Annotated in this window: 25 protein-coding genes and 1 pseudogene; 7 read left to right on the top strand and 19 right to left on the bottom strand. The window is 61.9% G+C overall.

What is annotated here, in order from left to right; genetic code table 11:
- The first annotated feature begins 12 nt into the window (after window positions 1-12).
- Both BEN49_RS05320 and BEN49_RS05315 read left to right on the top strand, forming a co-directional pair.
- Entirely contained in the window at window positions 13-582 is a 570-nt protein-coding gene (locus tag BEN49_RS05320) for an RNA polymerase sigma factor (protein WP_204376056.1), read from the top strand.
- 136 nt (window positions 583-718) lie between these two features.
- On the top strand, window positions 719-1,093 hold the full coding sequence (locus BEN49_RS05315) for a hypothetical protein (protein WP_070741784.1): 375 nt from the start codon (window positions 719-721) through the stop codon (window positions 1,091-1,093).
- 256 nt (window positions 1,094-1,349) lie between these two features.
- Here BEN49_RS05315 and BEN49_RS29255 read toward each other — a convergent pair whose 3' ends face one another.
- The 6 genes from BEN49_RS29255 to BEN49_RS26610 form a co-directional block, all read right to left on the bottom strand.
- Window positions 1,350-2,348: a M1 family aminopeptidase gene (locus BEN49_RS29255; RefSeq protein WP_239691821.1), complete on the bottom strand. Its 999-nt coding sequence runs from the start codon at window positions 2,346-2,348 to the stop codon at window positions 1,350-1,352.
- Between the two features lie 830 nt (window positions 2,349-3,178).
- Window positions 3,179-5,005 (bottom strand): ABC transporter permease, encoded by a 1,827-nt coding sequence (locus BEN49_RS29250; protein WP_239691818.1) that lies wholly within the window; start codon window positions 5,003-5,005, stop codon window positions 3,179-3,181.
- A gap of 196 nt (window positions 5,006-5,201) precedes the next feature.
- On the bottom strand, window positions 5,202-6,104 hold the full coding sequence (locus BEN49_RS05305) for an ABC transporter ATP-binding protein (RefSeq protein ID WP_070741781.1): 903 nt from the start codon (window positions 6,102-6,104) through the stop codon (window positions 5,202-5,204).
- Window positions 6,038-6,772, bottom strand: a complete 735-nt coding sequence (locus BEN49_RS05300) for a hypothetical protein (protein ID WP_070741778.1) — start codon at window positions 6,770-6,772, stop codon at window positions 6,038-6,040. The genes BEN49_RS05305 and BEN49_RS05300 overlap by 67 nt, the downstream gene beginning before the upstream one ends.
- A gap of 20 nt (window positions 6,773-6,792) precedes the next feature.
- Entirely contained in the window at window positions 6,793-7,413 is a 621-nt protein-coding gene (locus BEN49_RS05295; protein ID WP_125916541.1) for a zinc metalloprotease, read from the bottom strand.
- Window positions 7,410-7,652 (bottom strand): hypothetical protein, encoded by a 243-nt coding sequence (locus BEN49_RS26610; RefSeq protein WP_125916539.1) that lies wholly within the window; start codon window positions 7,650-7,652, stop codon window positions 7,410-7,412. Before BEN49_RS26610 ends, BEN49_RS05295 begins: the two co-directional genes overlap by 4 nt.
- 251 nt (window positions 7,653-7,903) lie before the next feature.
- On the opposite strand from BEN49_RS26610, the gene BEN49_RS05290 reads away from it, so the two are divergent.
- A complete protein-coding gene (locus BEN49_RS05290; RefSeq protein WP_070741773.1) occupies window positions 7,904-8,410 on the top strand; it encodes a peptidase associated/transthyretin-like domain-containing protein in 507 nt (168 codons plus the stop codon).
- Between the two features lie 107 nt (window positions 8,411-8,517).
- Here BEN49_RS05290 and BEN49_RS05285 read toward each other — a convergent pair whose 3' ends face one another.
- From BEN49_RS05285 to BEN49_RS05255, 8 genes and pseudogenes are all read right to left on the bottom strand, one after another.
- Window positions 8,518-9,021 (bottom strand): nucleoside deaminase, encoded by a 504-nt coding sequence (locus BEN49_RS05285; protein WP_070741818.1) that lies wholly within the window; start codon window positions 9,019-9,021, stop codon window positions 8,518-8,520.
- Window positions 9,022-9,029: 8 nt separating this feature from the next.
- Complete coding sequence (locus tag BEN49_RS28795) at window positions 9,030-9,434, bottom strand: amidohydrolase family protein (RefSeq protein ID WP_204376055.1); 405 nt, start codon at window positions 9,432-9,434, stop codon at window positions 9,030-9,032.
- A 200-nt stretch (window positions 9,435-9,634) separates the two neighbouring features.
- Window positions 9,635-10,183: an amidohydrolase family protein gene (locus BEN49_RS28790; protein WP_204376054.1), complete on the bottom strand. Its 549-nt coding sequence runs from the start codon at window positions 10,181-10,183 to the stop codon at window positions 9,635-9,637.
- A 101-nt stretch (window positions 10,184-10,284) separates the two neighbouring features.
- Window positions 10,285-10,605: pseudogene (gene uraH / locus BEN49_RS05275) on the bottom strand (hydroxyisourate hydrolase); the annotation flags it as partial.
- Window positions 10,606-10,925: 320 nt separating this feature from the next.
- Window positions 10,926-13,403 carry a TonB-dependent receptor gene (locus BEN49_RS05270; RefSeq protein WP_070741767.1) on the bottom strand — a complete coding sequence of 826 codons (2,478 nt, stop codon included), beginning with the start codon at window positions 13,401-13,403 and terminating at the stop codon, window positions 10,926-10,928.
- 138 nt (window positions 13,404-13,541) lie between these two features.
- On the bottom strand, window positions 13,542-13,907 hold the full coding sequence (locus BEN49_RS05265) for a hypothetical protein (protein ID WP_070741764.1): 366 nt from the start codon (window positions 13,905-13,907) through the stop codon (window positions 13,542-13,544).
- Window positions 13,908-14,000: 93 nt separating this feature from the next.
- Complete coding sequence (locus BEN49_RS05260) at window positions 14,001-14,366, bottom strand: helix-turn-helix domain-containing protein (protein WP_125916537.1); 366 nt, start codon at window positions 14,364-14,366, stop codon at window positions 14,001-14,003.
- Complete coding sequence (locus BEN49_RS05255; protein WP_070741758.1) at window positions 14,306-15,232, bottom strand: hypothetical protein; 927 nt, start codon at window positions 15,230-15,232, stop codon at window positions 14,306-14,308. Before BEN49_RS05255 ends, BEN49_RS05260 begins: the two co-directional genes overlap by 61 nt.
- A gap of 866 nt (window positions 15,233-16,098) precedes the next feature.
- Between BEN49_RS05255 and BEN49_RS25355 the strand changes: the two genes are divergently transcribed.
- The 3 genes from BEN49_RS25355 to BEN49_RS05245 all read left to right on the top strand — a co-directional run bounded on the left by BEN49_RS25355 (window position 16,099) and on the right by BEN49_RS05245 (window position 21,258).
- Window positions 16,099-16,986 carry a T9SS type A sorting domain-containing protein gene (locus BEN49_RS25355; protein WP_158022757.1) on the top strand — a complete coding sequence of 296 codons (888 nt, stop codon included), beginning with the start codon at window positions 16,099-16,101 and terminating at the stop codon, window positions 16,984-16,986.
- A gap of 442 nt (window positions 16,987-17,428) precedes the next feature.
- Window positions 17,429-19,543, top strand: a complete 2,115-nt coding sequence (locus BEN49_RS25350) for a T9SS type A sorting domain-containing protein (RefSeq protein ID WP_083325795.1) — start codon at window positions 17,429-17,431, stop codon at window positions 19,541-19,543.
- 161 nt (window positions 19,544-19,704) lie between these two features.
- Window positions 19,705-21,258 (top strand): serine hydrolase, encoded by a 1,554-nt coding sequence (locus BEN49_RS05245; RefSeq protein WP_070741751.1) that lies wholly within the window; start codon window positions 19,705-19,707, stop codon window positions 21,256-21,258.
- Between the two features lie 102 nt (window positions 21,259-21,360).
- Here BEN49_RS05245 and BEN49_RS05240 read toward each other — a convergent pair whose 3' ends face one another.
- The 3 genes from BEN49_RS05240 to BEN49_RS05230 all read right to left on the bottom strand — a co-directional run bounded on the left by BEN49_RS05240 (window position 21,361) and on the right by BEN49_RS05230 (window position 23,715).
- The gene (locus tag BEN49_RS05240) at window positions 21,361-22,410 is read right to left on the bottom strand and encodes an NAD(P)-dependent alcohol dehydrogenase (protein ID WP_070741748.1); all 1,050 of its coding nucleotides are present in this window, start codon (window positions 22,408-22,410) and stop codon (window positions 21,361-21,363) included.
- A 98-nt stretch (window positions 22,411-22,508) separates the two neighbouring features.
- Window positions 22,509-23,147, bottom strand: a complete 639-nt coding sequence (locus BEN49_RS05235) for a DUF1990 domain-containing protein (RefSeq protein WP_070741746.1) — start codon at window positions 23,145-23,147, stop codon at window positions 22,509-22,511.
- Window positions 23,140-23,715 (bottom strand): DUF1990 family protein, encoded by a 576-nt coding sequence (locus BEN49_RS05230; RefSeq protein ID WP_070741743.1) that lies wholly within the window; start codon window positions 23,713-23,715, stop codon window positions 23,140-23,142. The genes BEN49_RS05235 and BEN49_RS05230 overlap by 8 nt, the downstream gene beginning before the upstream one ends.
- A 167-nt stretch (window positions 23,716-23,882) precedes the next feature.
- Between BEN49_RS05230 and nfi the strand changes: the two genes are divergently transcribed.
- Entirely contained in the window at window positions 23,883-24,572 is a 690-nt protein-coding gene (gene nfi / locus BEN49_RS05225; RefSeq protein WP_070741740.1) for a deoxyribonuclease V, read from the top strand.
- Between the two features lie 172 nt (window positions 24,573-24,744).
- Here the strand turns inward: nfi and BEN49_RS05220 are convergent, their stop codons facing one another.
- Both BEN49_RS05220 and selD read right to left on the bottom strand, forming a co-directional pair.
- On the bottom strand, window positions 24,745-25,593 hold the full coding sequence (locus tag BEN49_RS05220; RefSeq protein ID WP_070741737.1) for a glutamate--tRNA ligase family protein: 849 nt from the start codon (window positions 25,591-25,593) through the stop codon (window positions 24,745-24,747).
- A gap of 88 nt (window positions 25,594-25,681) precedes the next feature.
- Window positions 25,682-26,752, bottom strand: a complete 1,071-nt coding sequence (gene selD / locus BEN49_RS05215) for a selenide, water dikinase SelD (RefSeq protein ID WP_070741815.1) — start codon at window positions 26,750-26,752, stop codon at window positions 25,682-25,684.
- Window positions 26,753-26,857: the final 105 nt, after the last annotated feature.

Raw genomic sequence — 26,857 nt, 5'->3', positions numbered from 1 at the left:
CCCCTCCTGCCCATGACGGCCTCGCAGCAAGACCGGCAAATTGCCGACGCCGTGCGGCAGCAGCGGCCCCGGCTGTTGCAGTTCATCCGCCGCCGCATCCCCGACGAGGCGGAGGCGGAAGATTTATTACAAGACGTGTTTGCCGAGCTGGTGGAAAGCTACCGCCTGCTCAAACCCGTGGAGCAGGCGGCCGCCTGGCTCTTCCGGGTGGCCCGCAACCGCATCATCGACCTGTACCGCCGGCAGCGGCCGGTGTCGCTCGAAGCGGCGTTTGGGGCCGCCGAGGCCGACCCCGACGGCGAGGGCCTGCTGCTGGCCGACCTGCTGCCGGCCCCCGACGACTCGCCCGAAAACCGCCTGCTGCGCGAAACCCTCATGGACGCTTTGACGGATGCCTTGGCCGAGCTGCCGGTAGCCCAGCGCGAGGTGTTTGTGTGGCACGAGTTGGAAGACAAGAGCTTCAAGGAAATGGAGGCCGAAACCGGCGTGCCGCTCAAAACCCTCATTTCGCGCAAGCACTACGCCGTGCTGCACCTGCGCAAGCGCCTGCAAAAGCTCTACACCGAGCTGTTCACGGACTGAGTTAAATTGTTGGATCGTTGAATGTTAAATTGTTAGCCGTTAAATCATCTGTGGACCCACCGGCAATTCAACAGTCAACAAATAACAATTAAGCCACTGACAATTAAACCAAAATCAACTTAATTATTACCCTATCATGAACCGCAAATTTTTGCTGCTGCGCGGCCTCAAGTTCCTTGTTTTCGCCAGCCTGTTTGTCACGGCCGTTCTGTTCCTCACCCAGTATTTGTGGAACTGGCTCGTGCCGGCGCTCTTCCACGGGCCCCTAATTTCCCTCGGGCAAACCTTCGGCCTGCTGCTGCTCAGCCGCTTGCTGTTCGGCAGCTGGGGCGGGCGCCGCGGCAGCTGGGCCCAAAAGCGCCGCGCCTGGCAGCAGCGCATAGCCGGCCGCATGGAAAACCTCAGCCCCGAAGCCCGCGAGAAATTTCGCCAGCAAATGCAGGCCAAGTGCGGCGGCATGAGCTGGATGCGCAAGCCCGAGGCCGCTGCGCCGGCGCAGCAGCCCGCGTAGGGCCCCGGGGGCCCCAATTCCTTGCCCCTGTTTACGTAAACAAGGTGGTCCGGCGAATTGCCCGAAGGGCTTCGTCGGGCCACTTTTACTTTCGTCAGATCACTCTTACTACTGAACAGGGCCCCAGTTCAATCGTCAGAGTGGCCCGACGACTGAAAAAGTCGCCGGACCACTCCGTTTCAGACCACCGCCACGTAAAAAAGGCGCAGTTCCGAGGGGGGCGGCGCCTTTTTTTACGTGCCCCCCCCCTGGGGCCCTACAGCTTGAGGTCTTTGGTGTTGTCGTCGAGCTGGCGGTCGATGATGAGGTGGTCGGGGTCGACGGCGACGGCGGCGGGCTTGCGGTTCACCACGAAGCGGAGCTGGTTGTCGCCGGCGTGCAGGTGGCGCTTCACGAGTAGCAGCGGCGGCACGGGCTTTTTGTCGGGGCCCAGGGCGGCGAGCACGGCAATGGGCAGGGCGTCGCGGGTTTGGTCGGCGGGGCGCTGGTTGCCCAGGCTATCGGCGTAGAACTTGGCCGACTTCACCGTGAAATCGACCTGGTAGCGGCCGTCGGGCAGCTTTTTGGCGGTGGCGGCCGTCACGCGGTTGTCAAACAACGTGATGCGCTCGAAGGCATCGGTGAGGTAGGGTTGCAGCGAATCGGGCGCGGCCCGGCGCAGGTAGCCGATGAACTCGGGCGAGTTGGTGTACGGGGGCCCTTGGAAGGCCACGGCGGCCACGTATTTTTTCAGGGCCCCGTTCAGCGTTGCCTCGCCCATAGCATCCTGCAAGCCATACATCACCACCGAGCCCTTGGCGTAGTGGATGTACTGCTGGTTCTCGACCAGGGCCAGCGGCACTTCCTTCTTGCGCTCGAAGGCGCGGCCGGTGAGGTAGCGGTTCATGTCGTACTTGAGGAAGCGCGCCATGGCGGCCGGGCCGTTGTGCTGGCGCAGCACCATCAGGGCCGAGTACTCGGCCATTGCCTCCGCCATCAGCGTGCTGCCCTGCACGTTGCCGCCAATTACCTGGTGGGCCCACCACTGGTGCGCCACCTCGTGGGCCGTCACGTAGTAAGGATAGTTCAAGTCTTCGGGGTCTTTGTCGTTCACGTTGGCAATGAAGCCGATGGCCTCCGAAAACGGCACCGTGTTGGCGAAGCTTTGGGCGAAGGCCTGGTAGCGCGGAAACTCCAGGATGCGCAGCTGCCGGTGCTGGTAGGGCGAGAAGTTGCGCGAGCAATACGCCAGCGCGTCGCGGGCCCCGGCGGCCATGCGCGCCAGGTTGTACTCGTGGCCCGGCTGGTAGTAGATGGTGATGGGCACGGTGCGGTGGCCGGCGGTATCCACCCACTGGCTCTTGTACTCCTTGTAGCGGGCCGACAGGAAGGTGTAAAAGTTGAGCATCGGCCGGTCCATCACGTAGGTGAAGTAGCGGCGGCCGTCTTTCACCCACTCCTTTTGCAGGTAGCCGGGGGCCACGGCCGTCTGGTCGGCCTCGGTGCTGACGGTGGTGCGGAAGCGAATCCAGTCGGCGTCGTGGCTGATGTAGGTGTTTTGGCGGGCTTTCAGGTCGTTCACCTTGGCCATGCGGGGCTTGGGTTTTAGGCCGTAGTTCTTGCGGTCCTGGTCGCCGCCCAGCTCGGCGCCCTCGCGGTAGCCCAGGCTGGGTAGGTAGCCGCTGCTGACGAAGGTGCCGTTGTAGACCACATCGGTACGCGAGCCGGCGTTGGGGAAGCCGTGCTCCTGGTAAAACAGGTCCAGGGTGAGGGGCAGCGAATCGCCGGGGGCCAAGGGCTGGGCCAGGCGGTAGAGGCGCAGGCCGAACACCGTGTCGTTCAGGGCCAGGGTGGCCTGGCCGGGGGCCCCCAGCGCCAAGGCCCGCACGCGGGGGTGCTCCTCGGCGGGCAGGCTCACGATGACGGTATCGAGGGCCCGTGTCTGCTTGTTCACCAGCATGAGCTGGCCGCGGAACCGCACGGCCCGCTCGCGGGGGAAGATTTCGGTGTTCAGGCCCACGGCCACGATGCGCGGCTGGGCCACGTCCTTGAGGCGGCGGTACTGCTTTTCGTAGGCCACCTGGCGCTTTTCGCGCTGCTTGGGCGTCAGGTACTCGTTGAGCACGTTGGTGTTGTAGAAGATGTAGCCGCCCGCGCCCAGGCTGACGAGCAGGCCCAGGGCCAGGGTGGCGGTGCTGCCGGGCCCCAGCGGCGGCGGGCTTCGCGCAGGCGGCCGGTAGCGTCGGTGCCGCGCACCCACAGCAGGGTGGCGGCCAGCACCAGCAGCACGGCCACGCCGGCCCACAGCAGCTTCACCCACCAGAAGGCGGGCAGGAAGTGGCCGTAGCCGTTCATGTCGGAATAGGGCCCCGGCGTGGGGGCCCCAGCGTAGCTGAACAGCCGGTGCCCGAGGCCAATCTGGCTCCGAAACAGGTTGGCCACGTAGTAGGCCACCACCGCGAAAAAGCCCAGGTACTTATTGTTCACTACCACCTGCGTCACCATCGCCAGCACGCACATCAGCAGCAAAAAGGGTAGCTCGTAGAAGAAAAGCGCCTGCACATACAGGCCGATTTCGTAGTGAAAATATCCTTTGAAGGTTTGCACCAGTAGGCCGCAGGCCATCACCACCACCAGCAGCACCACCTGCACCAGCCCCAGGGCAGCCAGCTTGCTGAAGAACGGCACCCAGCTGGGCACGGGCACGGCATCGGTGATCTGGGACACGCCGGCCTGGCGCTCGCGCCAAACCAGCTCGCCGCTGTAGAAGATGATGATGGCCAGGAAGAACAGGAAAAACGAGCCCAGCGAGAATTCGATGATTTCGTTGGTGACGGGGTAGGTGGGCGTATCAAAGGTTTTGCCCACCTGCGCCGACGTGGCCAGCAGAAAAATGACGCCCGCCCCGGCAATGGCCGCGAAGTAGCGGCTGCGCGCAATGCCCCAAAACTCGAGCTTGGTGAGGCTCCACCACTGCTGCCGGTGCATGGCGCCCGAAAACGCCTGCGCCACGCGCGGCAAACGCAGGCCGCCGGCCGGCACCGGGGCCAGCTCGGCCGCGGGGGCCCCGGCGGCGCGGCGCATCTTCTTCGATACTTTTTCCGAGGCGAAGGCCGAGAAGCGGAAGCGCGCGTAGCACAGGCCCAGGAGGGCCCCGGCCACGGCCAGCCACACGGCGCGGTTCAGCAGCACGTAGCCGGAGAGGGGCAGCAGCAGGCGGTTTTTCTCGGCCGAGGTCCAGTAGCGGGTCGTAAAATCGACGGCCGCGGTGCCGAACGTGTCGAGGGCCGATACGAGGTGCTCGTTCTTCAGGTCTTGGAGGTAGGAGCTGGCCACGAGGTAGGCCACCAGCAGCAAAATCGAGCCCAGGTAGGTGCTCAGAATGTTGCGCGAAAGCGTGGCCACGGTGAAAAACAGGGCCCCGGAGAACAGCAAGTTGGGCAGCACCAGCACCAGGTAAGGCCACAGGTAGGTGCCGGCCGGCGCGTGGGGCAGGAAGCGGTCGGCCGCCACCCAGGGCATTACGCCAGCCAGCGCTGCGCCCACCCCGATGCCGCTAAACACCAGCGCGGCAATAAGGTACGAGCCAAAAAAGCGCCCACCCAAGTAGCCCCACTTGCTGATGGGCGTGGTGTAGAACAGCGGGTGCGTGCGGTACTCAAAGTCGCGGTACACGGGGTTGCCCATCAGCGAGGAGGCGATGATGACGCCGAAGATGCTCAAAACCATGGTGCTGATGGTGAGCGAGTACGGGGAGTTGATTTTCACCGTCTGGCCGTCGCCGCCCAGGGCAATGTTCACGCCCGTACCGAAGCCGCCGCCCGCCGCCGTGACGAGCAAAAAGGCCATCAAAAACAGCAGGAAGAAATAAATCCAGGTAGCCGGCCGCTTGAGCCGGTACTTCAGTTCAAAAAGGAAAATGGGAAGGAACATCGGGTAGCAGTTGAAAGGCAAGAATTAAGGATTGGCGGGGCGGATTAGGCCGGGGTGGTCCGGCGACTTTTTCAGTCGTCGGGCCACTCTGATAGTCGAACGGTGGCTCTGTTCATTTGTCAGAGTGGCCCGACGACTGAAAAAGTCGCCGGACCACCCCGTTCTAGACCCCCGCCGAAAAACTGGCGGTGCAGCCTCAGGCCACCACCGCCCCGTTCTTAGCCCGTGCTTCGTACTGCTGAATTTCCGAGAAATACACGTCCTCTAGGTCGGGGCTCACGGCTTCGAAACCACTGTCCGGGGCCCCATCGGCCAGCACGTGCACCACGGTTTTGCCCGCAAACAGGCGCGAGCTGATGACCTGCTGGCTGGCTTGCAGCGCTGGCAGCTCGGCCTTCTCAATCAGCTTTTTCCAGATTTTACCCTTCAGGTTGTTCATTACCGAAAGCGGGTCGCCGGTGAGCAGCACCTCGCCCTTGTTGATGATGGCCATGTGGCGGCACAGGTCGCTCACGTCGCTCACGATGTGGGTGCTGAGAATGACCACCAGGTTCTCGCCAATCTCGCTCAGCAGGTTGTGGAAGCGGTTGCGCTCGGCGGGGTCGAGGCCGGCCGTGGGCTCGTCCACGATGATGAGGCGCGGGTTGCCCAGCAGCGCCTGCGCAATGCCAAAGCGCTGCTTCATGCCGCCTGAGTAGCCGCCCACGTGCTTTTTGCGCACGTCGTAGAGGTTGGTTTGGTGCAGCAGGGCCCCCACCATTTCCTGGCGCTCCTTGCGGCTGGCAATGCCCTTGAGGGTGGCAAAATGATCGAGCAAGTCCTCGGCGCTTACGCTGGGGTACACGCCGAATTCCTGGGGCAGGTAGCCCAGCACGCGGCGCACGGCCTCCTTGTTGTGCAGCACATCAATGTCATCGAGCATAATGCTGCCGGTGTCGGCGTCTTGCAGCGTGGCAATGGTGCGCATCAGGCTGCTCTTGCCGGCGCCGTTGGGCCCCAGCAAGCCGAACATGCCGTTGGGAATGTCGAGGCTCACGTTTTTGAGGGCCTGGGTGCCGTTGGGGTACGTTTTGGAGAGGTTGGTAATGGTGAGGGCCATGGGTAGAAAAAGAAGGAGGAAAGGTGGAAAAGACAAATTGTGGCGGCACCGGTGCAATGGCAGCGTCTCACCACTGATGCCAAAAATGGGCGGATAGTTGCCCACAGCAAGCCAGCAAGTAGCTTGTAGAGTGGCAGCGGATTGCTGGGCAGACCGCCAAGCCAGGCCGTGGAGTGCAGCGGCTGTTCCACCCTACTGCTGGCCCAGCGAACGGTGTCGGCCAGCCACTCGGCGTAGAGGTGGGTGCTGCCCGGGTCGATGCTGTGGGGCAGGGCTTGCAGGGCGGTTTGGGCGAGGGCCAGGGCCTGCACGGGGTCGTCGGCCAGGCGGGCCAAGGCGGCCTCCACCCGGGCCGTCACGTCGGGCGTGACCAAGACGCTGGGCCGCGCCTGCGCCTGGAAGGCGCGGGCCGCGGGCAAATCGTGCTGGTAAGCGGCCGCGAAAAACGCCGATTCCAGCCAGCCACCGGCTTGCATAGCCGCTGGCTGCTGGGGCAGCTGCACCCGGTAGGCGGCCAAGTGCTGGCCGGCTTGTTCGATTTGCTGGGCATCGAGCGCCGCCAGGTAGAGGTAGTAATGCACGTAGCACTTGGAGGGCAACTCCTGGGGCAGGGCGGCCGCGGCCACTAAGGGGCCCTGCGGCAAGTGGCGGGGCCGGGTGCCGGCCATGGAGTGGGCTATGGCCGTAATCAGGGCCAGGTCGAGCTGCCCGGCCGCATCGCCCGCCCCAGGTGCAGCAGCCGGCCACCGTCGCTGTAGAAGCCGCCCACGTGCGCGGGTATCAGCGTCAGCAGCGCGAGCAGCGCCGAAATGCCACCGCTTGCGGCCAGCGCCCCCGCCAGCACTTGGCCCACGGCCGAGGTGGCGACGGGCAGCAGGGCGTAGGTGCCCAGCGCCACGGCGGCCCACGCCGCGCTGCCCAGCGGCCCACCCGCCGCAAAAACCATAAACCGCCGGCGCAGGTCGTCCGCGTTGGGCGGCAGGCACAGGGCCATGCCGCCGGCCAGGTTCAGGCTCTTGTTCCAGACTAAGCGCAGCCGGCCCGCTTCGCGCTTCCACAATAGGGGCCCCACCGCCAGCCAGCGGAATTGGAAGCGCTGCGTCTGCCCCGCCAGCACGTGGCCCAGCTCGTGCAGCAGCACGGCCAGCAGCCAAGCCACCGGCAGCAACGCCAGCAAGCCAGCCACTTGCCCCCGGCTCCAGGCCGCGTGGTGCAGCAGCCGCAGGCCGTGCTTTGCGCCCTGGCTCCCAATCACCGCGCCCAAGACCGCACCCAGAATAAGCGGAAGGTACTTACGCAAGTTTTTCATAGCGGTGCAGGGAGCAGTTGGGAGGCAGCAGGGCCGGTAGCCGCTTGGGGCCCCAGGGGCGGCGCCAGCTTAGCCATGCCGGTGGCGTAGGCCACGCCACCGCCGGGCACCCTGACCAGGCCAATTCCATTCCCCGCATGGCCCAAGTCGGCTTTCGTCCAGGTTTTACCGCTGGCACGGGTGCCCGCGCCGGCGTGCCCTGATAAGGAGAATGGGCCGTTAGCAGTGGTGCGGGCCATGGGTAGAAAAAGAAGGAGAATTGGGTAGACCAGCAAATGAACAGCTGGTGAATCGGCAGCGCAAGCTATTCATTACACTGGCCCTATATTAAAGTATACTATTCCGCCTGTGGCGCGTCGCAGGTCAAAAACGGGCGTTGGCCGGGCGTTTCCGCGCGCCGGCCGAAATGCGGCCCCGGGGGCCCAGGGCCCCCATAGTTTTGAATTATTCAAGCAAAAAGTTAACCCCGACCCTATCCCACTACTTTCCCATGAAACAATATTGCTACCCCTTCTTATTCTTATTATTAGCCCTCACGGCTGGCACTAACGCCGCCCAGGCCCAGGCCAAGCTACCCCGCGCTAAGCTGCTGGCTGCTAACGTACAGCGCACGCCCCCGATGATGCCAACAGTAGCCGACGTCCCGGCCCCCGCCGTCGCCCCACCCGCCTCGGTAGTGCTGGCCGGCCGCGTCGAAACGCTGGCCGGGGCCCTGCCTGGGGCTGTGGTACGCCTGCCGCGCCTCGATCAGTCGTGCGTGACCGATGCCCAGGGCAACTTCAGCTTCACCCTGCCCGCCAGCACGGGCACCGAAACGGCGGTGGCGTCGTATGCCGGCTTTGCCGACGTCAAGGCCGCCCTCCAGCCCGGGGCCACCCTGGCCGTGGTGCAGCTGCTCACACCGGTCAACATTTCGCTCACCAAGCAACAACAGCTCAAATCCTACCTGAAAACTGCCCGCCACGAGGTGAAGCACGAGTTGCGGCAAATCAAGTAGGGCCCCAGGGGCCCTACTTGATTTGCCGCAACTCGTGCTTCGGTATCGTCGTTATTAACAAGTTAGAAACCGACGCTGGCAGCTTTGCTGCGCCGGCCCGGCGGGCCCTAGCTTTTGCTATTGCGCGCCCCGTGGTAGGCCACGTGCAAGGCCTTTATTTCCTGAAGCAACTCGCCGTTGGCGGGGCCGGCCACCTCGGCGTGGCGGATAATTTCCTGCACCGGGATGAACTGAATGGGGGACTCGGGCGCACCCAACTCGCTGAGCCACTGCGTCAGCTGCTGTCCCGAGCTGAGGTAAACTATCTTGCCCAGGCCTACCCAGCCGTGGGCGGCGGCGCACATGGGGCAGTGCTCGCCGCTGGTGTAGAGGGTGGCGGCGGCGCGCGCGGCCGGGGCCAGGTGGGTGGCCGCCCACTGCGCCAGTTCCAACTCGGGGTGGGCCAGGGTGTTCAGCTCATTCACGTGGTTGCGGGCCTGGGCCAGCACCTCGCCCCCGGCCCCCACCAATACAGAGCCAAAGGGTTCGTCGCCGGCCGCCAGGGCTTCGGCGGCCAGCGCCAGGCAGTGGCGCAGGTGGGGCAGGTCGTTGCCGGTGAGGGAATCAGGCATGGCGCGGCTCAATATTGTGGTTGGATAGTAGCCTTGGGGTTGGCAAACGTGGGCCGACCGTTTTTGTAGCCCAGCAGCGGCTGCGCAATGGTGCGGATGGCGTCTACGGCGCTACCGACCTCCAGCAGCACAAAGGTGGCCGGGCCGCCCACGCGCAAGCGCGCCTGCTTGGCCAGCAGCTTGGCCGCGTTGGTGGTTATCATCTCGTAATTGGCTTGGATGTCCTCATCGGCGGTGAGCTGGGCAATGTTGGCGCACATGTTGGCAGTGCGCACCAGCGAGGCGTCGCCGTAGGGCGTAAAGGCGTTGAGGATATTGTTGCTGGAAATGGTCGTCGTGAGGCCCAGCGCGCTCAGCTCGTTGGCATTCACCACGCCCCGCGGGATGAGGTGGGTTTGCCCGTGGCCCATCATCAGCAGGTCGGTGGCCCGGCGCGCTGAGCTTTTTGACGTGGCCGATGGACACGCGGCCCTGGTAGTTGCGCAGGCGGGTCTGCTCGGCAATCTTAGGAATGCCCGAGTCGGCGGGGTCGATGTCGAAATCGAGGTGGAAATCGACGTTCACGTTGAATTCCTCGGGCAGGTCAAAAATCAACTCTACGTGGCGGTCGGGGTCAGGGTCGGTGTAGGGGCACCACTAGGTCGGCCCCTTGCTGCAAGGCCTGCCGCAGCAGGTGGTGGGTGGTCATTTCCTGGGTCAGCCCGTCTTGGGCAAAGGCGCACAGCTCAATGTCGATGGCAAAGGCGTAGGTATCCTTCACCCGCTTAAGGGCTTCAAACGAGCGCAGGCCCGCCAGCGGGTCGGTTTCGACGAAGGTGCGCAGGCCCATGGTACCTTTCTTGATGGCCATTTCTACCACGCGACTGGCGCGGGCAAACACGTCGTCCTCGGTGAAGTTCTTCTTGGCGTTGCGCGTTTCCTTGGTGGCCTCCTCCTTCCCGCCTTCCTTCACCGAGCAACGGTTCAGAATGCACGCCTTGTCGAGGTAAATGTGGGTTTCGTAGAAGCCCGCGCACACAAACTGGTTTTCCGCATCCAGCACCGTGTGGGCCGGTTCCGCAATGCCGGCTTCCAGCAGCGTAATCTTATCGCCCACGATGCCAATATCCACACCGGCCTCGTGGTCGTCGAGCCGCGCGTTTTTTATAAGCAAATCAAGCATGTTAACGTCCGGCAGGGTGGGATTTTAGAATTGGGCAGGAGCCCCGCAAGGCAAGCGCCAGCACAAAGCACCGGCTAAGCAGCTGGTTATCAGCTGCCCCGTTACGTAGAGTAGCCGAAGGCCGACAGCGTAATGGGCACGTGGTAGTGGGCCCCATCGGCCAGCTCAAACACCACCTCGATGAAGGGGTAGAACGAGGTTTGCTGCCGTGCGGCGAAGTAGGACTTGGTGAGGAAAGTGAGCTTGTAGGTGCCGGTAGCGGGCGCTTTCTGGCCAGCGGCGGGCAGGAAATCGCCGATGCGGCCGGCCGCGTCGGTTTGCTTCTCGGCTACCGGGCTCCAGGTTTTTTTGGCGGCGTCGTACCGCTCTAGGCGCACCGTTACGCCAGCCGCCGGCTTGCCCTGGCTGATGTCGAGGATGTGGGTACTGAGTTGGTAGGCGGGCGGCGCTGGCTAGACCAAGGCCAGCAGCGGCAGTAGGCTCAGCAAGCCAATGAACAGGATTTTCACAGACGAATTGATATCACAACGGGGAAGAAGAAGGCCTTCTTACATCCTTATTACGGGTCCGTTGTGCCCGCACGGGCGCTGGCTGGGGCCCCAGCCGGGCAGCCCTTGGGTTGGGGGCCCCACAAGCTGGGGCTCCTACTGCAACCACCTGCTTGCTGGCAAGCAGGTGGTTGCAGTTATCAGACTAAAACACTAGCACTGTCCAACCTTATTCACGAGTACCCCCCGGGGCCCTAGCCGCCCTGCTTGCTACCACCGCCCTTGGTGTCGTCGTTGTTGATGCTCTTGCGCTGCTTGCCCTGCTGCTCCTGCCCGAAGCGGTAGGCAAAGCTCAGGCGGAAGGACCGCTGGTAGGCGTAGAAGGTGGAGCGCTGGTCGAAAGCGGGCGTGCTGAGGGTGGAGCGGTAGGCCCAGCGCCCGTTGAAAGGGCTGGTGATGTTGAGCGACACGTCGGCCTTTTTATCCCAGAAGGTTTTTTTGCCCCCGAAGGAATAATACAGGTTAGCCGGGCCGTAGCCCTGGATGTCGATGGTGCGCAGCGAGCCGTAGGCGAAGGCTTGGATGGTGTATTCTTTGGGCAGCCGGTACGAGGTGTTGAGGTTGAGGCTGGCCGTGAAGCCCCGCTGGTCGGCTTGCAGCGAGGGCGAGCGGCGCACCACGTACTGCACGTCGGGGCCCGCGCTCAGGTCCCACTTGGGGCTGGGCTTGAGGGAGGCGTACACGTTGAACTGATAAAATGTATTGGCCGCCACGTTGGCATAGGTGGTGGCAATAACGCCCTGCGTGTCGCTGGGCAGGTTCACGCCCTCAATGGCGTTGCCGGTGTGGCGCACCGAAAGCGCCGCGTTGAGGGTGGTGATTTTGACGGTGGTGTTGTAGCTCAGCTCGTAGGAGTCCGTCAGCTCGGGGCTGAGAAAAGGGTTGCCGAAGGATACAAACCCCGGCGTAGAAGCGTCGCGGAAGGGGTTGAGGTAATCGATGGCCGGCCGCGTGATGCGGCGGCTGTACGCGGCGCGCACGCTGCTGGCCTCGCTGAGCTTGTACTGGGCAAAGCCGTTGGGCAGCACCGTGAAGTAGCTGGGGGCAAACTGCGAGTTGGTGGTGCGGAAGTCGGCGTTGACGCTGGTGCGCTCCAGGCGGCTGCCCAGGCTGGCACTCAGCTTCTTGCCCACCCCAAACGAGTAGATGCCGTAGGCCGCCTGCACGTCCTGGCGGTAGCTGAAGTCGATGCTGCGGCGCGGGTCACCGGCCAGCGTGGGGCCGTAGTTGGTGCGCAGCGTATCGACGGTGGCCACCGAGCCGGTGCTCCGAAAAATGCCCTTCAGGCCCACTTCCAGCTTGCTTTGCTCGCCCAGGGGCTGCGTAAAGTCGGTTTGCAGCGTCACTTCTTGGCCGGGCGTGCGGCCCCGGCTACGCTCGCGGTAGCTGGCCTCGGCGCTGCTAAGCGGCACGCTGGAACCTTGGAACTGGTCGTAGTCGTAGCCAAACGTGCCGGTGTTGAGGGCGTACTGGCCCAGCACGCTCCACTCCTTGCGGGCCTGGGAAAAGGTGCGGGTGTAGGTGGCGGTACCCTCCACGTTGAGGCCGTTGAACACCTCCTTGGTACTGCGCGCAAAAAGCTGGTTATTGGCCACTACGGGCGAGGTGAAGCGGTTGACCAGGTCGTTCGTGCCCTGGCCCTGGTAGTAGTTGACGGAGCCGGCCAGCGTGATGCTGTGGTGCTCGGCGGGGTCGTAGTCGAGGCCCACGGTGCCGTAGGTCCAGCCGCCCTTGTTGTAGCGGCTGCCGCTGCGGCGCAGCGTGTCGGTGCCGGCCGGCGAGTAGCCCAAGCGGTAGGTTTCCGACTGGCCAGGGTTGTACCAGGCCCCCGCGTTGGCCGACGACGTGAAATTGATTTTGCCCTGCCGGAAGTTCAGGGCCGAGTTGAAGTTGGTGTTGCGGTTGCCACTGCTGAGGCCCAGCCGGCCGTTGGCGCCCTGCTTGGTGCCCTTCTTAAGCACGATGTTGATGATGCCGGCCGTGCCCTCGCCGTCGTACTTGGCGGGCGGCGTGGTGATGACCTCCACGCTCTGGATTTGCTCGGCCGGGATGCTCTTGAGCGCCTCGGCCAGGTTGCGGGCCAGCGTGGGCGAAGGCTTATTATTAACAAGCACCTTGAAATTGGCCGAACCGCGCATTGTTACGTTGCCGTCGCCGTCCACGGCCAGCAGCGGGGCCTTGCGCAGCACGTCCTGGGCGGTGCCGCCGGCGTTGCTCACGTCCTGGTCGGCGTTGTACACCAGGCGGTCGGGGCGCACCTCCACCACCGGCTTCGAGCCGATGATGACGGCCTCGCCCAGCGCTTGGGCCGCGGCCCGCAGGCGCAGGGCCCCCACGTCGGTGGGGCCCGTGCCCACCACCACGGCGCGGGTGCGGGTGCCGTAGCCCACGTAGCTGGCCCGCAGCCGGAAGGGCCCCGCCGCCAGCTTGGTGAAGCTGAACTTGCCCTGGTCGTCGGCCGCCACGCCGGTAATGGGCTTCTCGTTGGGGGCCGGCGGCAGCAGCACCACCGTGGCGTAGGCCACCGGCTGGCGGCTAGCCGAGTCGAGCACCGTGCCGATGAGCGCGCCGGTACCAGCCGCGGGGCCCTGGGCCGCCGCGGGCAAGGCAGTGGCCACCGCGAGGAGCAGGCTCAGCAGCCCGCCCGTCGCGCAACGAGTAAATTTTTTCATGCGTAGTGGGTAGTAGGAAAGGGAACCGCCAACACAGATGCGGGCGGACCGCGGATGGTTGCTTGCCGCACCGCCAACCCGGCGCATTGCCGCGGCTACCGGGCCCCGGGCCAAACGTTACCGGGCCCGGTCGATTATTTATTTCAAAGCTTCCTGGGTCATGCCCATGCTAAAGGAGGCGTCGCCGGTAATTTTCGCGTCTATCTCGGCCGTGCGGTCGCCAAGGTTGCGCATCAGCAAGGCCGAGCCGGCCCCGCAGGCCAGCGCCGCGTCCTGCCCCGGTTCGAGGCGGCCCCGCTCCTGCACCGCGCCGCTGGTCCGACGCTCGGCTACGCTCACCGGCACCGGACCACTGTTGCGGGCCTTTACGCGAAACGTCCCCCGCTGCCAGCCGCCCAGCACAAACTGCTCGCCGACCTTTATATAGGTATGCGAGGTAATTCCGCCGCAAGCCAACAGCGCAGCTAAGGAAAACAGGGCGAAGGCGAACCAGGAGAAGCGCATAGCGGAGAGGAATGATGAGCGTGAAACGATGGCCCAAAGGTCCTCCCCCGCCCCACAGCCGGCGCTCCAAGCCATAATATGGCCCGTCCCAACTTATGATTTGGGCCGCATTACCTCGCTGGGGGCCTGGTCCAGCAGCTTTTTGAACACGCGGTTAAACGTTGACTTTGAGTTGAATCCGCTCTCCAGGGCCACCCCCACCAGCGAGTAGTGCCCAAAGCGCGGGTCGGCCAGCTTGCGGCGCGCCTCCTGCACCCGGTAGGTGTTCACGAAGTCGTTGAAGTTCTGCCCGCAGCCCGCGTTGATAACCTTGGAGAGCAGGGCCGGGTGCGTGCGCAGGCGGTGAGCCAGCTCGGTGAGGGTCAGCTCGGGCTCCAGCCAGGGCTGCTCGTCGGCCATCAGGGCCAACAGCTTGTCGCGCCAGGGCCCCAGCTCAGGCGGTAGCGGCGCGGCGGGCAACGGGGGCCCCGCGGCCGCGGCGGTGGCTGGGCGCACGGTGGCCGCTGCTGGGGCCCCAGCGCTACCAGCTCCAAACCCGCGCCGCTACCGGGCAGTGGCGCGGCTTCGTCCACGGCTTCGTCTGCCGCTGCGGGCACCGCCGGGGCCCCAAAGCGAAGCGGGCTGGTAGCGGCCGCGTAGTTGGCCTGGATGCCCACCACCGTTAGCCCATATATAAGGATGCCGCGCAGGGCGAAGAAATTCCAGGCCATGTCGTAGCTGAATTCAAACACTGTGTTCAGAGCCGTGTACAGCAAGCCCAGCGTCAGGACCAGCAATTGCAGCAGCAGCAGTTGCCGCAGCCCGGCAAAGCGCAGGCGCTCGGGGTCCGAGAAGTTGTCGTCGAGGTAGCGGCGGTAGCGGCGGTACTCGGCCCACATGCGCAGGCCGTAGCCCAGCAGCAGCCCGTGGCTGATCAGGGCCAGTGGCAGGGCCAGCCCGTCGAGGGCCGTGGCCGCCGCGCCCTTGGTGCCGAAGAAGTCGGGCAACGGCCGGCCGTGCAGCCCGCGCCACCACAGCAGGTCGTAGGCCGCCGCCGCCGCAAACAGGCCCAGCTCCAGCAGCGCCGGCAGCAAATGCAGTACCAGTGGCCGCCAGCGGAATTCCTGGTTGGTGAGGCTGCGGAAATACAGGTAGTAGCCCGCTCCCAGGGCCGTGCCCAGGTGCCAGGGCACGTAAAACATCACCGTTGAGTACCCGTCGTGGCTATCAAACCAGCCCGCGTAGCCCAGCATCCATTGCGTCACGCTGATTGTAGGCAGGGCAATGAGCAGCGCCAGCAGGGCGTCGGCGGGGCCCCACGCCGCAGGGCCCGGCCCAGCAGCCACAGCGCAGCCACCGCCCCCGGCACCACAAACGGCAATAGCAACGCGCTGCGGGGGCCAAACTGGAAGAACATAGCGGTAAAAATACGGCACGGGGCCCCGGTTTCCGCTGGCACCCCCGCCGGGCATTCGGGCTTCACTACTTGCTCCTTAATCTATTAAGCATGCGTTTATAAACGTCTTCTGCTACTAGCTTGCATTAGTGAGCACTGCCAGAGAGGAACCGAAACCCCAGCCCGCACTTCCCAGCGTTAAGCCTACCGGCAAACTTGGGAGGATACCCTACCACTCAGCCACTTGACTTGATGCCCCATCACGGCCCCCGCCATACTGAACAGCCGCTCAGCCACCTTATATAATAATAGCCAGACCAGGGCAGCCCACGGGGCCGCCCTTTTTTACGGCAAACGCCAGCCCAGCAATAACACATCAAGAGAAAGCAGCTTTAGTTAATACTATTTGCACATTTATTATTTTTTATAGAAATATGATTTTGCGTAATGTTTAATAAATCGTTTTTCTTATTAAAGTGCAATAATACTTTCTTTTTTATCTCATAAAACGAGAAATAAGTCTACAATTTGATTTTTAGTCCTATATTTGTCCATCGCAAAACAGCTGGCCAGCGAGTTGCATTTAAATTATAAGCCGTTATTTATTATTGGAATATTTATAATTTTATAAATTATCATTCTTTTTATCATATTCCATATTTGGTTCCACTTTCTACTAGCTTTTATATGAATTTGCGCTTCTTAACCCTTGTGGTGGGCCTAGTGGCCGGGCTGGCTGGCCACACCGCTTCAGCGCAGGTTGCGGCCCCTACTCTAGGCGGCGAAGCCGGGTTGGTCCGCGTCACGGCTACTACCATGGAGTTGAGTTTTGGTAAACGTGGTACGGGTCAAGGCCGAGTAGTAGCAATCGCCCCAACTGGGGGCGATGTATCAGCGCCCCTAACTGCTGTTAACAACCAGTTTTATACGGCCAATGCAGCGTATGGGCAAGGGGCTAAGCTTGGTGCTGGATACGCGGTATACAATGGCACAGGCCACTCTATCATAGTTACGGGACTGCAACCCAATACTTATTACTATGTCACTAATGCTGAATACAATACTGATAGCGTCAGCATTACTTATAATATTCGTGGCAGCAGCTTTTCTACCGCAACGCGTGCGGCACCAACCGCACCGTTACCCGTCGAGCTGACGACCTTCACTGGTACAACCGACGCGAATAGCTATGCCACACTTCAATGGAATACGGCTACAGAGCGCAACACCGATTACTTTGCCATCGAGCGCTCCACCGACAGCATCGCTTTTACCGAAACCGGTCGCATGGCTGCTGCGGGGAGCAGCACCCGGGCCTTGGCCTACCAATGGCCCGACCCAAAGCGGCTTACTGCTTCTACCTATTATCGTTTGCGCCAAGTTGACCGTAACGGCGCAGTTCATTACAGCAGTGTAGTTGCCTTGGCGCCCGCCCCCCGCGTGGCGCGGCAGGTTGAAGTGTACCCTAATCCCAGCGTTGGCCGTCCTGTGAAACTATTGCTCCAGGGGTATGCGGGAGAAAGCCTTTCCATGCATCTCTTCGACGCCCTTGGGCGCCCAGTATTGGTCCAGACGATCACGCCCACCGAAGTCCACTACCTATCTCCGCTATCATTACCTAAAAACCTGCCTGCCGGCACCTACTTTCTCTCTTTGGCCAGCAGCGGTAACATTACTCAAAAACGCATTGTAATATCTGATTAGCGTACTCATTTATATCGCTATGGCGGCTTTACCGCCACTATTATCTATATCTATTCGCGTGCAACGATCAATATTCTTATGGTATGACTACTACTACTACGTGTATTATCTGAGCCGGCTGTTTATTGCTATCTAGGCCGGGTATCCCGCTATTATTAAAAAAAGGCCCCTCCATTAGGAGGGGCCTTTTTATTTTTCATGCTCTTAATCGCCCCGTTTTTTTGGTTCTTAACCAAAAAGTAACACGTATCTGCTCTCGATGGCTAGAAAACACCCGCCTACCTTATAGCACATTCACAATACAGAATTGACCCTATACCAATAAGGATTACAATTGTTTTGCATAAAATGGAGATAAGCAATATTTTCTTGTACAATATCATCCAAACTTACGGATGCCCGTATATTTGCCTGTCTTTTCCTCCTGTTATTTATTAGCATCATGCAAAAAAATTTAAACACTCATTTCATCGCATTCTATTCGTTATCGAGGCGAATATTATCTGGTAGCAAAGCTGCGCTAATGACGGCAATGGCCCTATTGCTACTCACCGGATTTGCCAACCAAGCAAAGGCTGACAGCGGCTTTTTTAAGGATTACATCATTATCAACGGCAAGTATTACAAGGCTGCGGCCGACGGTAGCGATACAAGCAATCCTGACATCACAACGGCCGGCAACATCGGCAGCTTTGATCGAGGCTTTGGAAACGTCTCGCTGGGTGGTGAAGGCAATACATACAATGATAACGGCGATGATATTCAGGCCGCTCAGTTGCTCTACCGGGTATACCGTGAATCGACTACAGTTCCCACTACATTCACCCCTTTATCACTGGCTTTCCAAAACGTTAGCGGCAACAATAAGAAATGGAGCAATACGAACAATTTACCAAACCTAGTAGCTAGTACTAATGGCCCGGGTCGCTATGTAGTAGAATTATATTTTGTTGCTCAAGGCACTTACAATAATTCTGGTGGTAGCGGTTCGTACAACATTACGGACGGTGATCCCAACAGTACATACAAATTCACTTTCGACGTTACAGGAAGTGTACCTGCCCAATGGACAGGGAACGGGGAATCGCGCGACTGGCATAATGCTGCTAACTGGTCTCCTAATGGAGAACCTACAGATAATACGGACGTTACTATTCCGTACAACGCGAATGGTAAATATCCCAATGTCGATTATGGATTCGCCCAGGCACGCACTCTGCGAATTACGGACGATGCACGGGAGCAAGGCAATAAGCTTATAGAACTTAGTGGCGGTGAATTACAGGTATTTGGCGATTTTCTGGACTCTCGTGGCGGCCTTTACCAATCGAACGGTGTTTTTGTATTAGCTGGCAATACGGCGCAAACTTTCGATGGCGGCTCTTTCTATAACTTTCGCGTCGAAGGCAGTAGCACAAAAACGCTCACTAGTCAGATGAGCATTCGCAACAGACTCTTATTCGCCGATACTGGAGGCATAGTAGTCACTCGTACCGACAATATCAACATATATGGCATTGACTTGGACGCTACTGCCCAAATTAGTGGTGAGTCAGAAGTTGGTTATGTACTAGGCGTATTGCGTACCCCTAACCGCGTGGTTACTGGCGGCCAAACTAACTCTTTTGGCAATATTGGTATTGATTTAATCGCAACGGGTGGCGATCCTGGTAAAACACAAGTAACACGGGTTACCAGCAATATCTACAATGGAGTCGGTACGAGCCAAAGCATTCGCCGTAGCTTCACGTTCAAGCCTGATAATCCAGATAATTTGACTTTCAGCCTTGTGTTTCACTACCTCAGCGCTGAACTGAACAAAATTTCCGAAAATAATCTGGTCTTATTTCGTTCAATAAGTGCTGGTGGCATCCCATTCGCTCCCTTAGCCAAGCCGGGGACTGGCATCAGCACTAGCGCTAAAACAGTGACAATTACTGGTATCACAAATACGTTAGCAGCGTTGTTCACCCTGGGTGACGCTACTAACCCGCTGCCGGTAACCCTGACCAGCTTTGCCGCCGTGGCGCAGGGCCCCAACGCATTGCTCACCTGGACCACCGCCCAAGAGCTCAACAACGCCGGCTTCGAAGTGCAGGTCTCCACTGATGGCACGACGTTCAGCAAGCTCGCCTTCGTGGCCGCGGCTTCCCCCAACAGCTCGGAAGTGCGCACCTACCAGTACCGCGACGCGACGGCCAACAAGCAGGGCACCCGCTACTACCGCTTACGCCAACTGGACGTGGACGGCAAGGAAAGCTTGTTTGCACCGCAGTCGCTCACCTTCGGCGGGGCCCTGGCGGCTTCGGTGAAAGGGTACCCCAACCCATTTGCTTCGGAAATCAACTTAGCGCTGCAAACGGTGGCCGCGGGCCAGGCGACGGTGAGCGTGCTCGACGGCGTAGGCCGCCAGGTGCGCAGCTGGCAGCCCATGCTGGCCGCTGGTGCCTCCAATCTGGTGCTATCGGATTTGGCCAGCCTGCCCCACGGCCTGTACGTGGTGCAGGTGCGCTACCAGGACGGCCAGACTCAGCGCCTCAAGGTGGTGAAACAATAGTTTTTTACCAGTTGCCAAAAAGCCCTGCGCACCGCGCAGGGCTTTTTTTGTGGGCCAGCCAATAATATTTAGGTTTGCCTCCATCGTTTCGCAAAAGAAACCAACGGCTTTGCCGGTGGCATGCTTATTTTTCGCATCCCATCCGGCCTTTTTTCTTTTTCATGTTCTTTTGTTTTGCGTTTCGCCGCGGCCTGCTGCTGGGGATGGTGGCGTTGCTGCTGGGGGCCCTGCCCGCCGCGGCGCAGCCCCGCGCCTACGGGCCGAGGTTTTTGCGCGACAGTTTGGCCGCTTATGTGCAGCGTGGCCTGCGGCTGTGGGACATTCCGGGGCTGGCCGTGGTGGTGGTGAAGGACGGGCAGGTGGTGGCTACGCAAGGCTTCGGTGTGCGGGCGGTGGGCGAGCCAGAGCCGGTCGATGCCAACACTTTGTTCATGATTGCTTCTAACACAAAGCTGTTCACGGGCACCGCCTTGGCGCAGCTGGAAGAAGAGAAACGCCTGACGTTGAACGACCCGGTGCGCCGGTACTTGCCCGGGTACCGGCTGTACGATTCAACCAGTACCAAGCTGGTAAGCATCCGCGACTTGCTGGGGCACCACTTGGGCACCCGGACGTTTCAAGGCGATTTCACGTTTTGGAATTCCAGCCTTAGCCGGGCCGATATTGTGGACAAGATGCGCAACCTGCGGCCCGTCAACCCGTTCCGCCAAACCTATGGCTACTGCAACTCGGGCTTCCTGGCGGCGGGCGAAATCATTCCGCAGGTGCTGGACGGCAAGCGTTGGGAAGACTGGATTCAGCAGCGCCTGCTCACGCCGCTGGGCATGGACCGCACCTACCCACTCACAGCTGGCTACGCGCAGCGGCCCAACATTGCGCGGCCGTACTCCGATGCGTTTGGGCCCCTGATTCCGCTACCGTTCGACCACATCGACAACCTGGCGCCGGCCGCCGGCCTCGTGTCGTGCGCCAACGACCTGGGGCACTGGCTCAAGTTCCAGCTCGACAGCGGGCGCTACGCCGGGCGGCAGGTGCTGCCTTGGGCTACGCTGCACCGCACCCGGGCCGTTAATACGCTGGTATCGGACGCGAAATCGTCAATCCTGCCCAGCCATTTTTCCATGTACGGGCTGGGCGTGTTCATCGGCGACTACGCTGGGCGGCAGGTGTTTTGGCACACGGGCGGGGCCAACGGGTTCGTGACCAATGTGTGCTTCGTGCCCGAGGAGGGCCTGGGCATTGCTGTGCTCACCAACCAGGACAACCAGAGCTTTTTTGAGGCCCTGCGCTACCAGCTGCTCGATGCCTACCTGGCCGTGCCCTACGTGGACCGCAGCCGCCAGCTGTACACGCTGGCCCGGCCCGGCCGCGAGGAATCGCATCGCAACATTGCTGAGCTGGCCACCCGCGTACAACGCAAGAACCGCCCCACCCGCGACCTGCTCACCTACGCCGGCGTGTACCGCAACCCGGTGTACGGCGCCGTGACGGTGGAAGCCCAGGGGCGGCAGCTGCAAGTGCACTTTTCCAACCACCCCGGCTTGGTGGCCACGCTGGATTACATGGACGGCGAGCAGTTCCGCACCACGTATTCTAACCCCGCTTACGGCATTTTTCCGGCCCTGTTCCGGGCCGAAGGGGCCCGCGTGCGCACGATGGAGCTGCGCGTTAACCCGTTCTTGGAACAGGATTCCTACGTGTTCAGCAAGCAGTGAACCAGGGGCCCCAGCTTCGAAATAAATAGATGCAAAACGGCCGGCCTTCCTTGCGGAAAGCCGGCGTTTTGCGTTGGTGCTGGGCCCCTGGGGCCCAGCTGGTTAGTTCAGCGAGGCTACGTCGATGACGAAGCGGTACTTCACGTCGCCTTTCAGCATGCGCTCGTAGGCTTCGTTGATGTGCTGGATGTCAATCATCTCAATGTCGGACATGATGTTGTGCTCGGCGCAGAAGTCCAGCATTTCCTGAGTTTCGGCGATGCCCCCGATGAGCGAGCCGGCCACGCGGCGGCGCTTGGCAATGAGGTTGAACGCGTGCAGCTGCGGCGCTTCGGTGGGTACGCCCAGCAGAATCATCGTGCCGTCGAGGCGGAGCAAGCTCACGTAGGCACCGAGGTCAATCTGGGCCGAAATGGTGTTGATGATGAAGTCGAAGTAGTTATTCACCGACTTAAACTGCTCCTTGTCCTTGGTTACGATGAACTTGTGGGCCCCCAGGGCTTTGGCATCGGCCTCTTTTTCGGGCGAGGTGCTCAGCACGGTTACTTCCGCGCCGAGGGCCGCGGCAAATTTCACGGCCATGTGGCCGAGGCCGCCCAGGCCCATGACGGCCACGCGGTGGCCAGCGCCTACTTTCCACTGGCGCAGGGGCGAGTAGGTGGTGATGCCGGCGCACAGCAGCGGGGCCACGCGGGCCAGGTCCAGCTTCTCGCTCACTTTAAGCGTGTACTTTTCGTCCACCACAATCTGTTGCGAATAGCCGCCGTAGGTGGGGGCCCCACTGCCGATTTCGCGGCTGTTGTAGGTGCCCACCATGCCAGTGGTTTCGCAGTATTGCTCCAGGCCCTCTTTGCACGACGAGCACTCGCGGCACGAATCCACCATGCAGCCCACGCCGGCCAAGTCGCCCACTTTGAAGTTCTTCACGTGGTCGCCCACGGCGGCTACGCGGCCCACGATTTCGTGGCCGGGCACCATCGGAAAGATGGAACCGCCCCACTCGTCGCGGATTTGGTGCAGGTCGGAGTGGCACACGCCACAGAACAAGATGTCAATCTGCACGTCGTGGGGGCCCGGGGTGCGGCGCTCCAGCGTGAAGGGCTCGAGGGGAATGCTGGCGGCGGGGGCCGCGTAGGCTTTGGTGGTACTCATTAAAATTGGTTTTGGAGAAATAGTCAAATTAATTGCGCACAACCAATTTTGGTTACGCACAAAGCCTTTCAACCCGCCGGGGCCCCAAAAGGTTGTGGCTACGCCAACGCTTCGGCCACCAAGCGGCGCATGCGGGCCAGCGACTCGTGCGCAAACCGGCGCTGGAGCATTCGACCAAACAGCTTGAACCCCAGCCAGTAGAACGGGTTGCCGATGCGCCCAGGTTGCGACACGGCGCGGATGCGAAAATCTACTGCGCCGGTCGCCAGATTTTTGTGCGCCGAGAAGTTAATCTGGCCACGCTCGAAGTGGCCTTCGAGCGTGCGGTAGCCGTAGCCCCAAACCCGCTCGGGGCCCCCGGGGCCCTCCTGGCTGGCAGCGTCCACCACGTCGGCCACGCGCACGCCGAAGTAGAAGTTGAACACCAGAAAGTGCGCCCGTAGCACCATTATGCGCTTTTCGAGCGGCTGGCGGGGGTCGAAGTAGCCCGTAATCAGGTTGGGCGGCGGGAAGGCGTAGCGCCGGAGCACGTCCTGGGCCGCGGCAAATGCGCCATCGGGTGCGGGGGGCCCGGGGGCTTCGGCGGGCAGTTCCACAGCGTATTCGTCGATGCGCCAGCCGGTAGCCGGCGTGTACTCGGCCTGGGCGGCGAGGTCGTAGTTGACGCGAGTGGCGGTGTAGGCGGCGAGGCGGGCGCGGTACGCCTCCCAGGCGGGCGGGGCGGCGGGGCTACGCATGCGAAACGGTGTATTCGGCGGTGCCGTCGGCGGCGTGGCGGGTGGTTTCAATTGTGACGGGCCCCAGGGCCTGGCCGCCGCTGGCCTGGGCCACGCGCTGGCAAAATTCGACCCACGTGGCCTGCTGCATCACTTTACCCCCGCCAATAGTGTCGTAGGCGAAGGCCACCAGGCCGTCGCGCGAGCGGGCCACCGAGTGGATCTCGAACCGCAATGCGTCGGCGCGGCCGTCGAGGGCGTGGACTTCGAAGCGAATGCGGCCAGCCTCGGGGTGGCCTTCGAGGGTAACAAGTTCGAAGAACGTGGTCCCCACTTCGGTCACGCGCACGCTGCCGTTCCAGGGCCCCAGGATTTTGATGTGGAACTCGTCGCCCGCTTGCAGGGCCCCGGCTTCGCCGCGCGTGCGCTCAAAGCCGGCCAACAGGCTGGGCGAGAACTGGGGCAAATCGGCTTGCACGGCAGCCATGAGCGGCGCGGGGCCCAAGCGCGGCCGCACCACGTCGATATAGTAGCGCCGGTCCAGTTGGGGCCCCGATCCCTGGGCGGCAGGCTGTTCGGGTTTAGGCATTTTGAATTAAAAATTCAGAATTATAAATTAAAAACGGTTCGGCTAGGACGTTTACGCACCGGCCAGCCTTGCGTATGCAGTACGGTTGTTTATACGGCTGGTACCGGCGCCAAGTGCCGCACCGCTCCTGGATTTTAATTTATAATTTTTAATTCATAATTCCCACAATGGCCTACTTCCGCCCCCCGGGGCCCCCACCCGACCCCGCCCTAGTGCGCAGCCTCACCGCCCAGCAGCAAGAGCTGCGCCAGCGGGTACGCGCCAAGCCCCTGGCCCACGAGCCGCACCTGATCGGGGGCTGCGACTCGTCGTTTCCCACCCCCGAAACCATCCTCTCGGTGTTCGTGGTGCTGAAATTCCCGTCGCTGGAGCTGGTGGAGAAAGTGTACAGCTACGCCCCCGTCACGATGCCCTACGTGCCCGGATTCCTCTCCTTCCGCGAGGCTGGCAACGTGGTGCAAGCCTTCGCCAAGCTGATAAATAAGCCCGATGTGGTGATGGTGGACGGCCACGGCATTGCGCACCCGCGCCGCGTGGGCATTGCCGCGCACCTGGGCGTGTTGCTCGACGTGCCCACCTTCGGCGTGGCCAAGAACAAGCTGACCGGCACCTTCGCCGAACCGGGCCCCGAAAAAGGCAGCATCACGCCCCTCACCGACGCCAAAACCGGCGAGCTAATCGGCGAAGTTATTCGCAGCAAAGACAAGGTACTGCCGCTGTTCGTGAGCCCCGGCCACCGCTGCGACCAGGCCACCGCCACGCGGTTGACGCTGGCCTGCCTGCGCGGCTACAAGCTCCCCGAGCCCACCCGCCTGGCGGATTATTGGGCCGAGGAGTTTAAAAAGGAAGTGCGGTAACAGGGCCCCAGCATAGTTTTGAGTAGGTATAACCAGCACTGTATAACGGAGTGGCACTTCGTTCTACAGTGCTGGTTATACCGGATTCCACCCAGTTCTGCACTGCGAACGGCCAATGGAGTGCCACTCCGTTTTACAATCCGTTGCCTTGCTCGGTGGCAAACCCTCTCCCCTAAACCGCCGCTTCAAACGCCGCCCGCAGCGCCGCCAACGATTCGCCCACTTCGGCGGGCAGCTTTAGCAGCTGCGCCACAGCGCGAAATACGGTGCCCCGCTCCTGCCCTAGCACGCCGGTAGCCAGGGCCCCCTGCTGCGATTTGGATAGCTTCTGGCCCGCCGCGTCCGTGAGCAAATCGTGGTGGTAGAACTGGATGCGCTGGGCGTTGAAAGCTGCCGTCTCGGAAAGCTTGGCGGCCAGCCACAGCTGGGCGGCAGTGCTGGGTTGCAAGTCCAGCCCGCGCACGATGAGCGTGGTACCGAGTCGCAAATCATCCACCACCGACGCTACCTGGTAGGCGGCCACGCCGTCTTTTTTGCGAATCACAAAGTCCGGCATTACTTCTCCCAGCAGCACTTGCGTGGGGCCCTGGCCGGCGTCGGGCCAGGGTACGGCCGTGGCGGGCGGCACCAGAGCCCGCCAGGCCGCGCCGGGCGTGGCGAACGGCACGAGGGCCCCGGGAGCCCCGGTGCGACTGCGGTGGCTGGCTTCCAGCAGCCCCGGGCGCTGGGCCAAACGGCGCAGCACGGCGTTGTATTCGGGCAGATGCAGCAGTTGCGAGTAGTGGCGCAGGAAATCATCGGGGCTGCGGGGGCCCTGGTCGTAGTCAATGCCCAGCCAATCGATGACGCGGAAAATATTGTCCAAGTACGGCCAGCGCAGGCGGGCGCGGTCGAGGTCGTCAATGCGCAGGTGCAGCGTGCCACCGGCCCGGCGCGTGAGCAACCAAGTCAGCACGAAGTTCACCGCGTTGCCTAGGTGCAGGCAGCCGCTGGGCGTGGGGGCCAGGCGGGCGATTGTCATTTAACAGTTGTCATTTAACATCTAACAACGGTTTTTTGGGTTGATGTCAACCTTTGGGCTTCGATTAAAAAGCACTGTTAAATGCTGACTATCTATTGACCACAATCCACGGCTCGCCGGCGCGGTGCGCCACCAGTTCGCCGAAGCTCTCCAGGGCCAAGCCGTACTGCTGGAACACGGCTTGGACGGCGGCTTCCCCATCGGGCGTGACGCACACGAGCAGGCCGCCCGAGGTTTGCGGGTCGCATAGCCACTGCTGCTGCTCGTCGGTGAGGGGCCCTATCTTGTGGCCGTAGCTGGCGTAGTTGCGGGCGGTGCCGCCGGGCACGGCGCCCTGGCGGCGGTAGGTTTCGGCAGCAGCCAGGCGCGGCACTTTGGCAAAATCGAGCACGGCTTGCACGCCACTGCCTTCGCACACTTCGGCCAGGTGCCCGAGCAGGCCGAAGCCCGTGACGTCGGTGAGGGCCTGCACCTGGGGCAGCGGGCTGAGGTCGGCGCCGATTTTGTTGAGCTGGCGCATCTGGGCGGGTGCCACGTCGGCATCCTCAGGCCGCAGGATGCCCTGCTTCTGGGCCGTGGTGAGCATGCCCACGCCCAGCGGCTTGGTGAGGTAGAGGCGGCAGCCGGGCTGGGCCGTGTCGTTGCGCTTGAGGTCTTTCTCGGCCACCAGGCCCGTCACGGCCAGTCCAAAAATGGGCTCCGGCGCGTCGATGCTGTGGCCCCCGGCCAGCGGAATGCCAGCCTCGGCGCAGATGGCCCGGGCCCCCTCGGTCACGCGGGCCGCCACTTCGGGCGCGAGCTTGCCAATGGGCCAGCCCAGCACGGCAATGGCCAAAATTGGCCGGCCGCCCATAGCGTACACGTCGGAAATGGCGTTGGCCGAGGCAATGCGCCCAAAATCGTAGGCATCGTCGACGATGGGCATGAAGAAATCGGTGGTGCTGATGACGCACTGGCCGTCCTGGCCGGGCAGGCGGTACACGGCAGCATCGTCGCGGCTGCCGTTGCCCACCAGCAGGTCGGGGTAGTTGGGCTGGGGGAGGCTACTGTGCAGAATTTGGTCGAGCACGGCCGGCGCGATTTTGCAACCGCAGCCCGCCCCGTGGCTGTACTGAGTAAGGCGGATGGGCTCGGTTTCGGAATGGGTGGGGACGGACATGGTCAGCAAAGCTTGGTTATTAACCAGTGTTAACAACGCAATGTGAATAACTATTAATTATTGATGCTACGCAGTGTTTCGGTGCTGGGGCCCCAGGGGAGTAGC

Origin of the sequence: Hymenobacter coccineus (assembly GCF_001816125.1) — a bacterium.
Lineage (GTDB): Bacteria > Bacteroidota > Bacteroidia > Cytophagales > Hymenobacteraceae > Hymenobacter > Hymenobacter coccineus.
Note: the sequence above shows the minus strand (reverse complement) of the source record. Positions and strands in the feature narration are given on the sequence as shown.

Excerpts from the sequence above, each read along its gene's own strand:
- BEN49_RS05320 (WP_204376056.1), top strand. The coding sequence starts at position 13 with ATGACGGCCTCGCAGCAAGACCGGCAAATTGCCGACGCCGTGCGGCAG.
- BEN49_RS05315 (WP_070741784.1), top strand. The coding sequence starts at position 719 with ATGAACCGCAAATTTTTGCTGCTGCGCGGCCTCAAGTTCCTTGTTTTC.
- BEN49_RS29255 (WP_239691821.1), bottom strand. The coding sequence starts at position 2,348 with ATGGCCGCCGGGGCCCGCGACGCGCTGGCGTATTGCTCGCGCAACTTC.
- BEN49_RS29250 (WP_239691818.1), bottom strand. The coding sequence starts at position 5,005 with ATGTTCCTTCCCATTTTCCTTTTTGAACTGAAGTACCGGCTCAAGCGG.
- BEN49_RS05305 (WP_070741781.1), bottom strand. The coding sequence starts at position 6,104 with ATGGCCCTCACCATTACCAACCTCTCCAAAACGTACCCCAACGGCACC.
- BEN49_RS05300 (WP_070741778.1), bottom strand. The coding sequence starts at position 6,772 with ATGGCCGGCACCCGGCCCCGCCACTTGCCGCAGGGCCCCTTAGTGGCC.
- BEN49_RS05295 (WP_125916541.1), bottom strand. The coding sequence starts at position 7,413 with ATGAAAAACTTGCGTAAGTACCTTCCGCTTATTCTGGGTGCGGTCTTG.
- BEN49_RS26610 (WP_125916539.1), bottom strand. The coding sequence starts at position 7,652 with ATGGCCCGCACCACTGCTAACGGCCCATTCTCCTTATCAGGGCACGCC.
- BEN49_RS05290 (WP_070741773.1), top strand. The coding sequence starts at position 7,904 with ATGAAACAATATTGCTACCCCTTCTTATTCTTATTATTAGCCCTCACG.
- BEN49_RS05285 (WP_070741818.1), bottom strand. The coding sequence starts at position 9,021 with ATGCCTGATTCCCTCACCGGCAACGACCTGCCCCACCTGCGCCACTGC.
- BEN49_RS28795 (WP_204376055.1), bottom strand. The coding sequence starts at position 9,434 with ATGATGGGCCACGGGCAAACCCACCTCATCCCGCGGGGCGTGGTGAAT.
- BEN49_RS28790 (WP_204376054.1), bottom strand. The coding sequence starts at position 10,183 with ATGCTTGATTTGCTTATAAAAAACGCGCGGCTCGACGACCACGAGGCC.
- BEN49_RS05270 (WP_070741767.1), bottom strand. The coding sequence starts at position 13,403 with ATGAAAAAATTTACTCGTTGCGCGACGGGCGGGCTGCTGAGCCTGCTC.
- BEN49_RS05265 (WP_070741764.1), bottom strand. The coding sequence starts at position 13,907 with ATGCGCTTCTCCTGGTTCGCCTTCGCCCTGTTTTCCTTAGCTGCGCTG.
- BEN49_RS25355 (WP_158022757.1), top strand. The coding sequence starts at position 16,099 with ATGGAGTTGAGTTTTGGTAAACGTGGTACGGGTCAAGGCCGAGTAGTA.
- BEN49_RS25350 (WP_083325795.1), top strand. The coding sequence starts at position 17,429 with ATGCAAAAAAATTTAAACACTCATTTCATCGCATTCTATTCGTTATCG.
- BEN49_RS05245 (WP_070741751.1), top strand. The coding sequence starts at position 19,705 with ATGTTCTTTTGTTTTGCGTTTCGCCGCGGCCTGCTGCTGGGGATGGTG.
- BEN49_RS05240 (WP_070741748.1), bottom strand. The coding sequence starts at position 22,410 with ATGAGTACCACCAAAGCCTACGCGGCCCCCGCCGCCAGCATTCCCCTC.
- BEN49_RS05235 (WP_070741746.1), bottom strand. The coding sequence starts at position 23,147 with ATGCGTAGCCCCGCCGCCCCGCCCGCCTGGGAGGCGTACCGCGCCCGC.
- BEN49_RS05230 (WP_070741743.1), bottom strand. The coding sequence starts at position 23,715 with ATGCCTAAACCCGAACAGCCTGCCGCCCAGGGATCGGGGCCCCAACTG.
- nfi (WP_070741740.1), top strand. The coding sequence starts at position 23,883 with ATGGCCTACTTCCGCCCCCCGGGGCCCCCACCCGACCCCGCCCTAGTG.
- BEN49_RS05220 (WP_070741737.1), bottom strand. The coding sequence starts at position 25,593 with ATGACAATCGCCCGCCTGGCCCCCACGCCCAGCGGCTGCCTGCACCTA.
- selD (WP_070741815.1), bottom strand. The coding sequence starts at position 26,752 with ATGTCCGTCCCCACCCATTCCGAAACCGAGCCCATCCGCCTTACTCAG.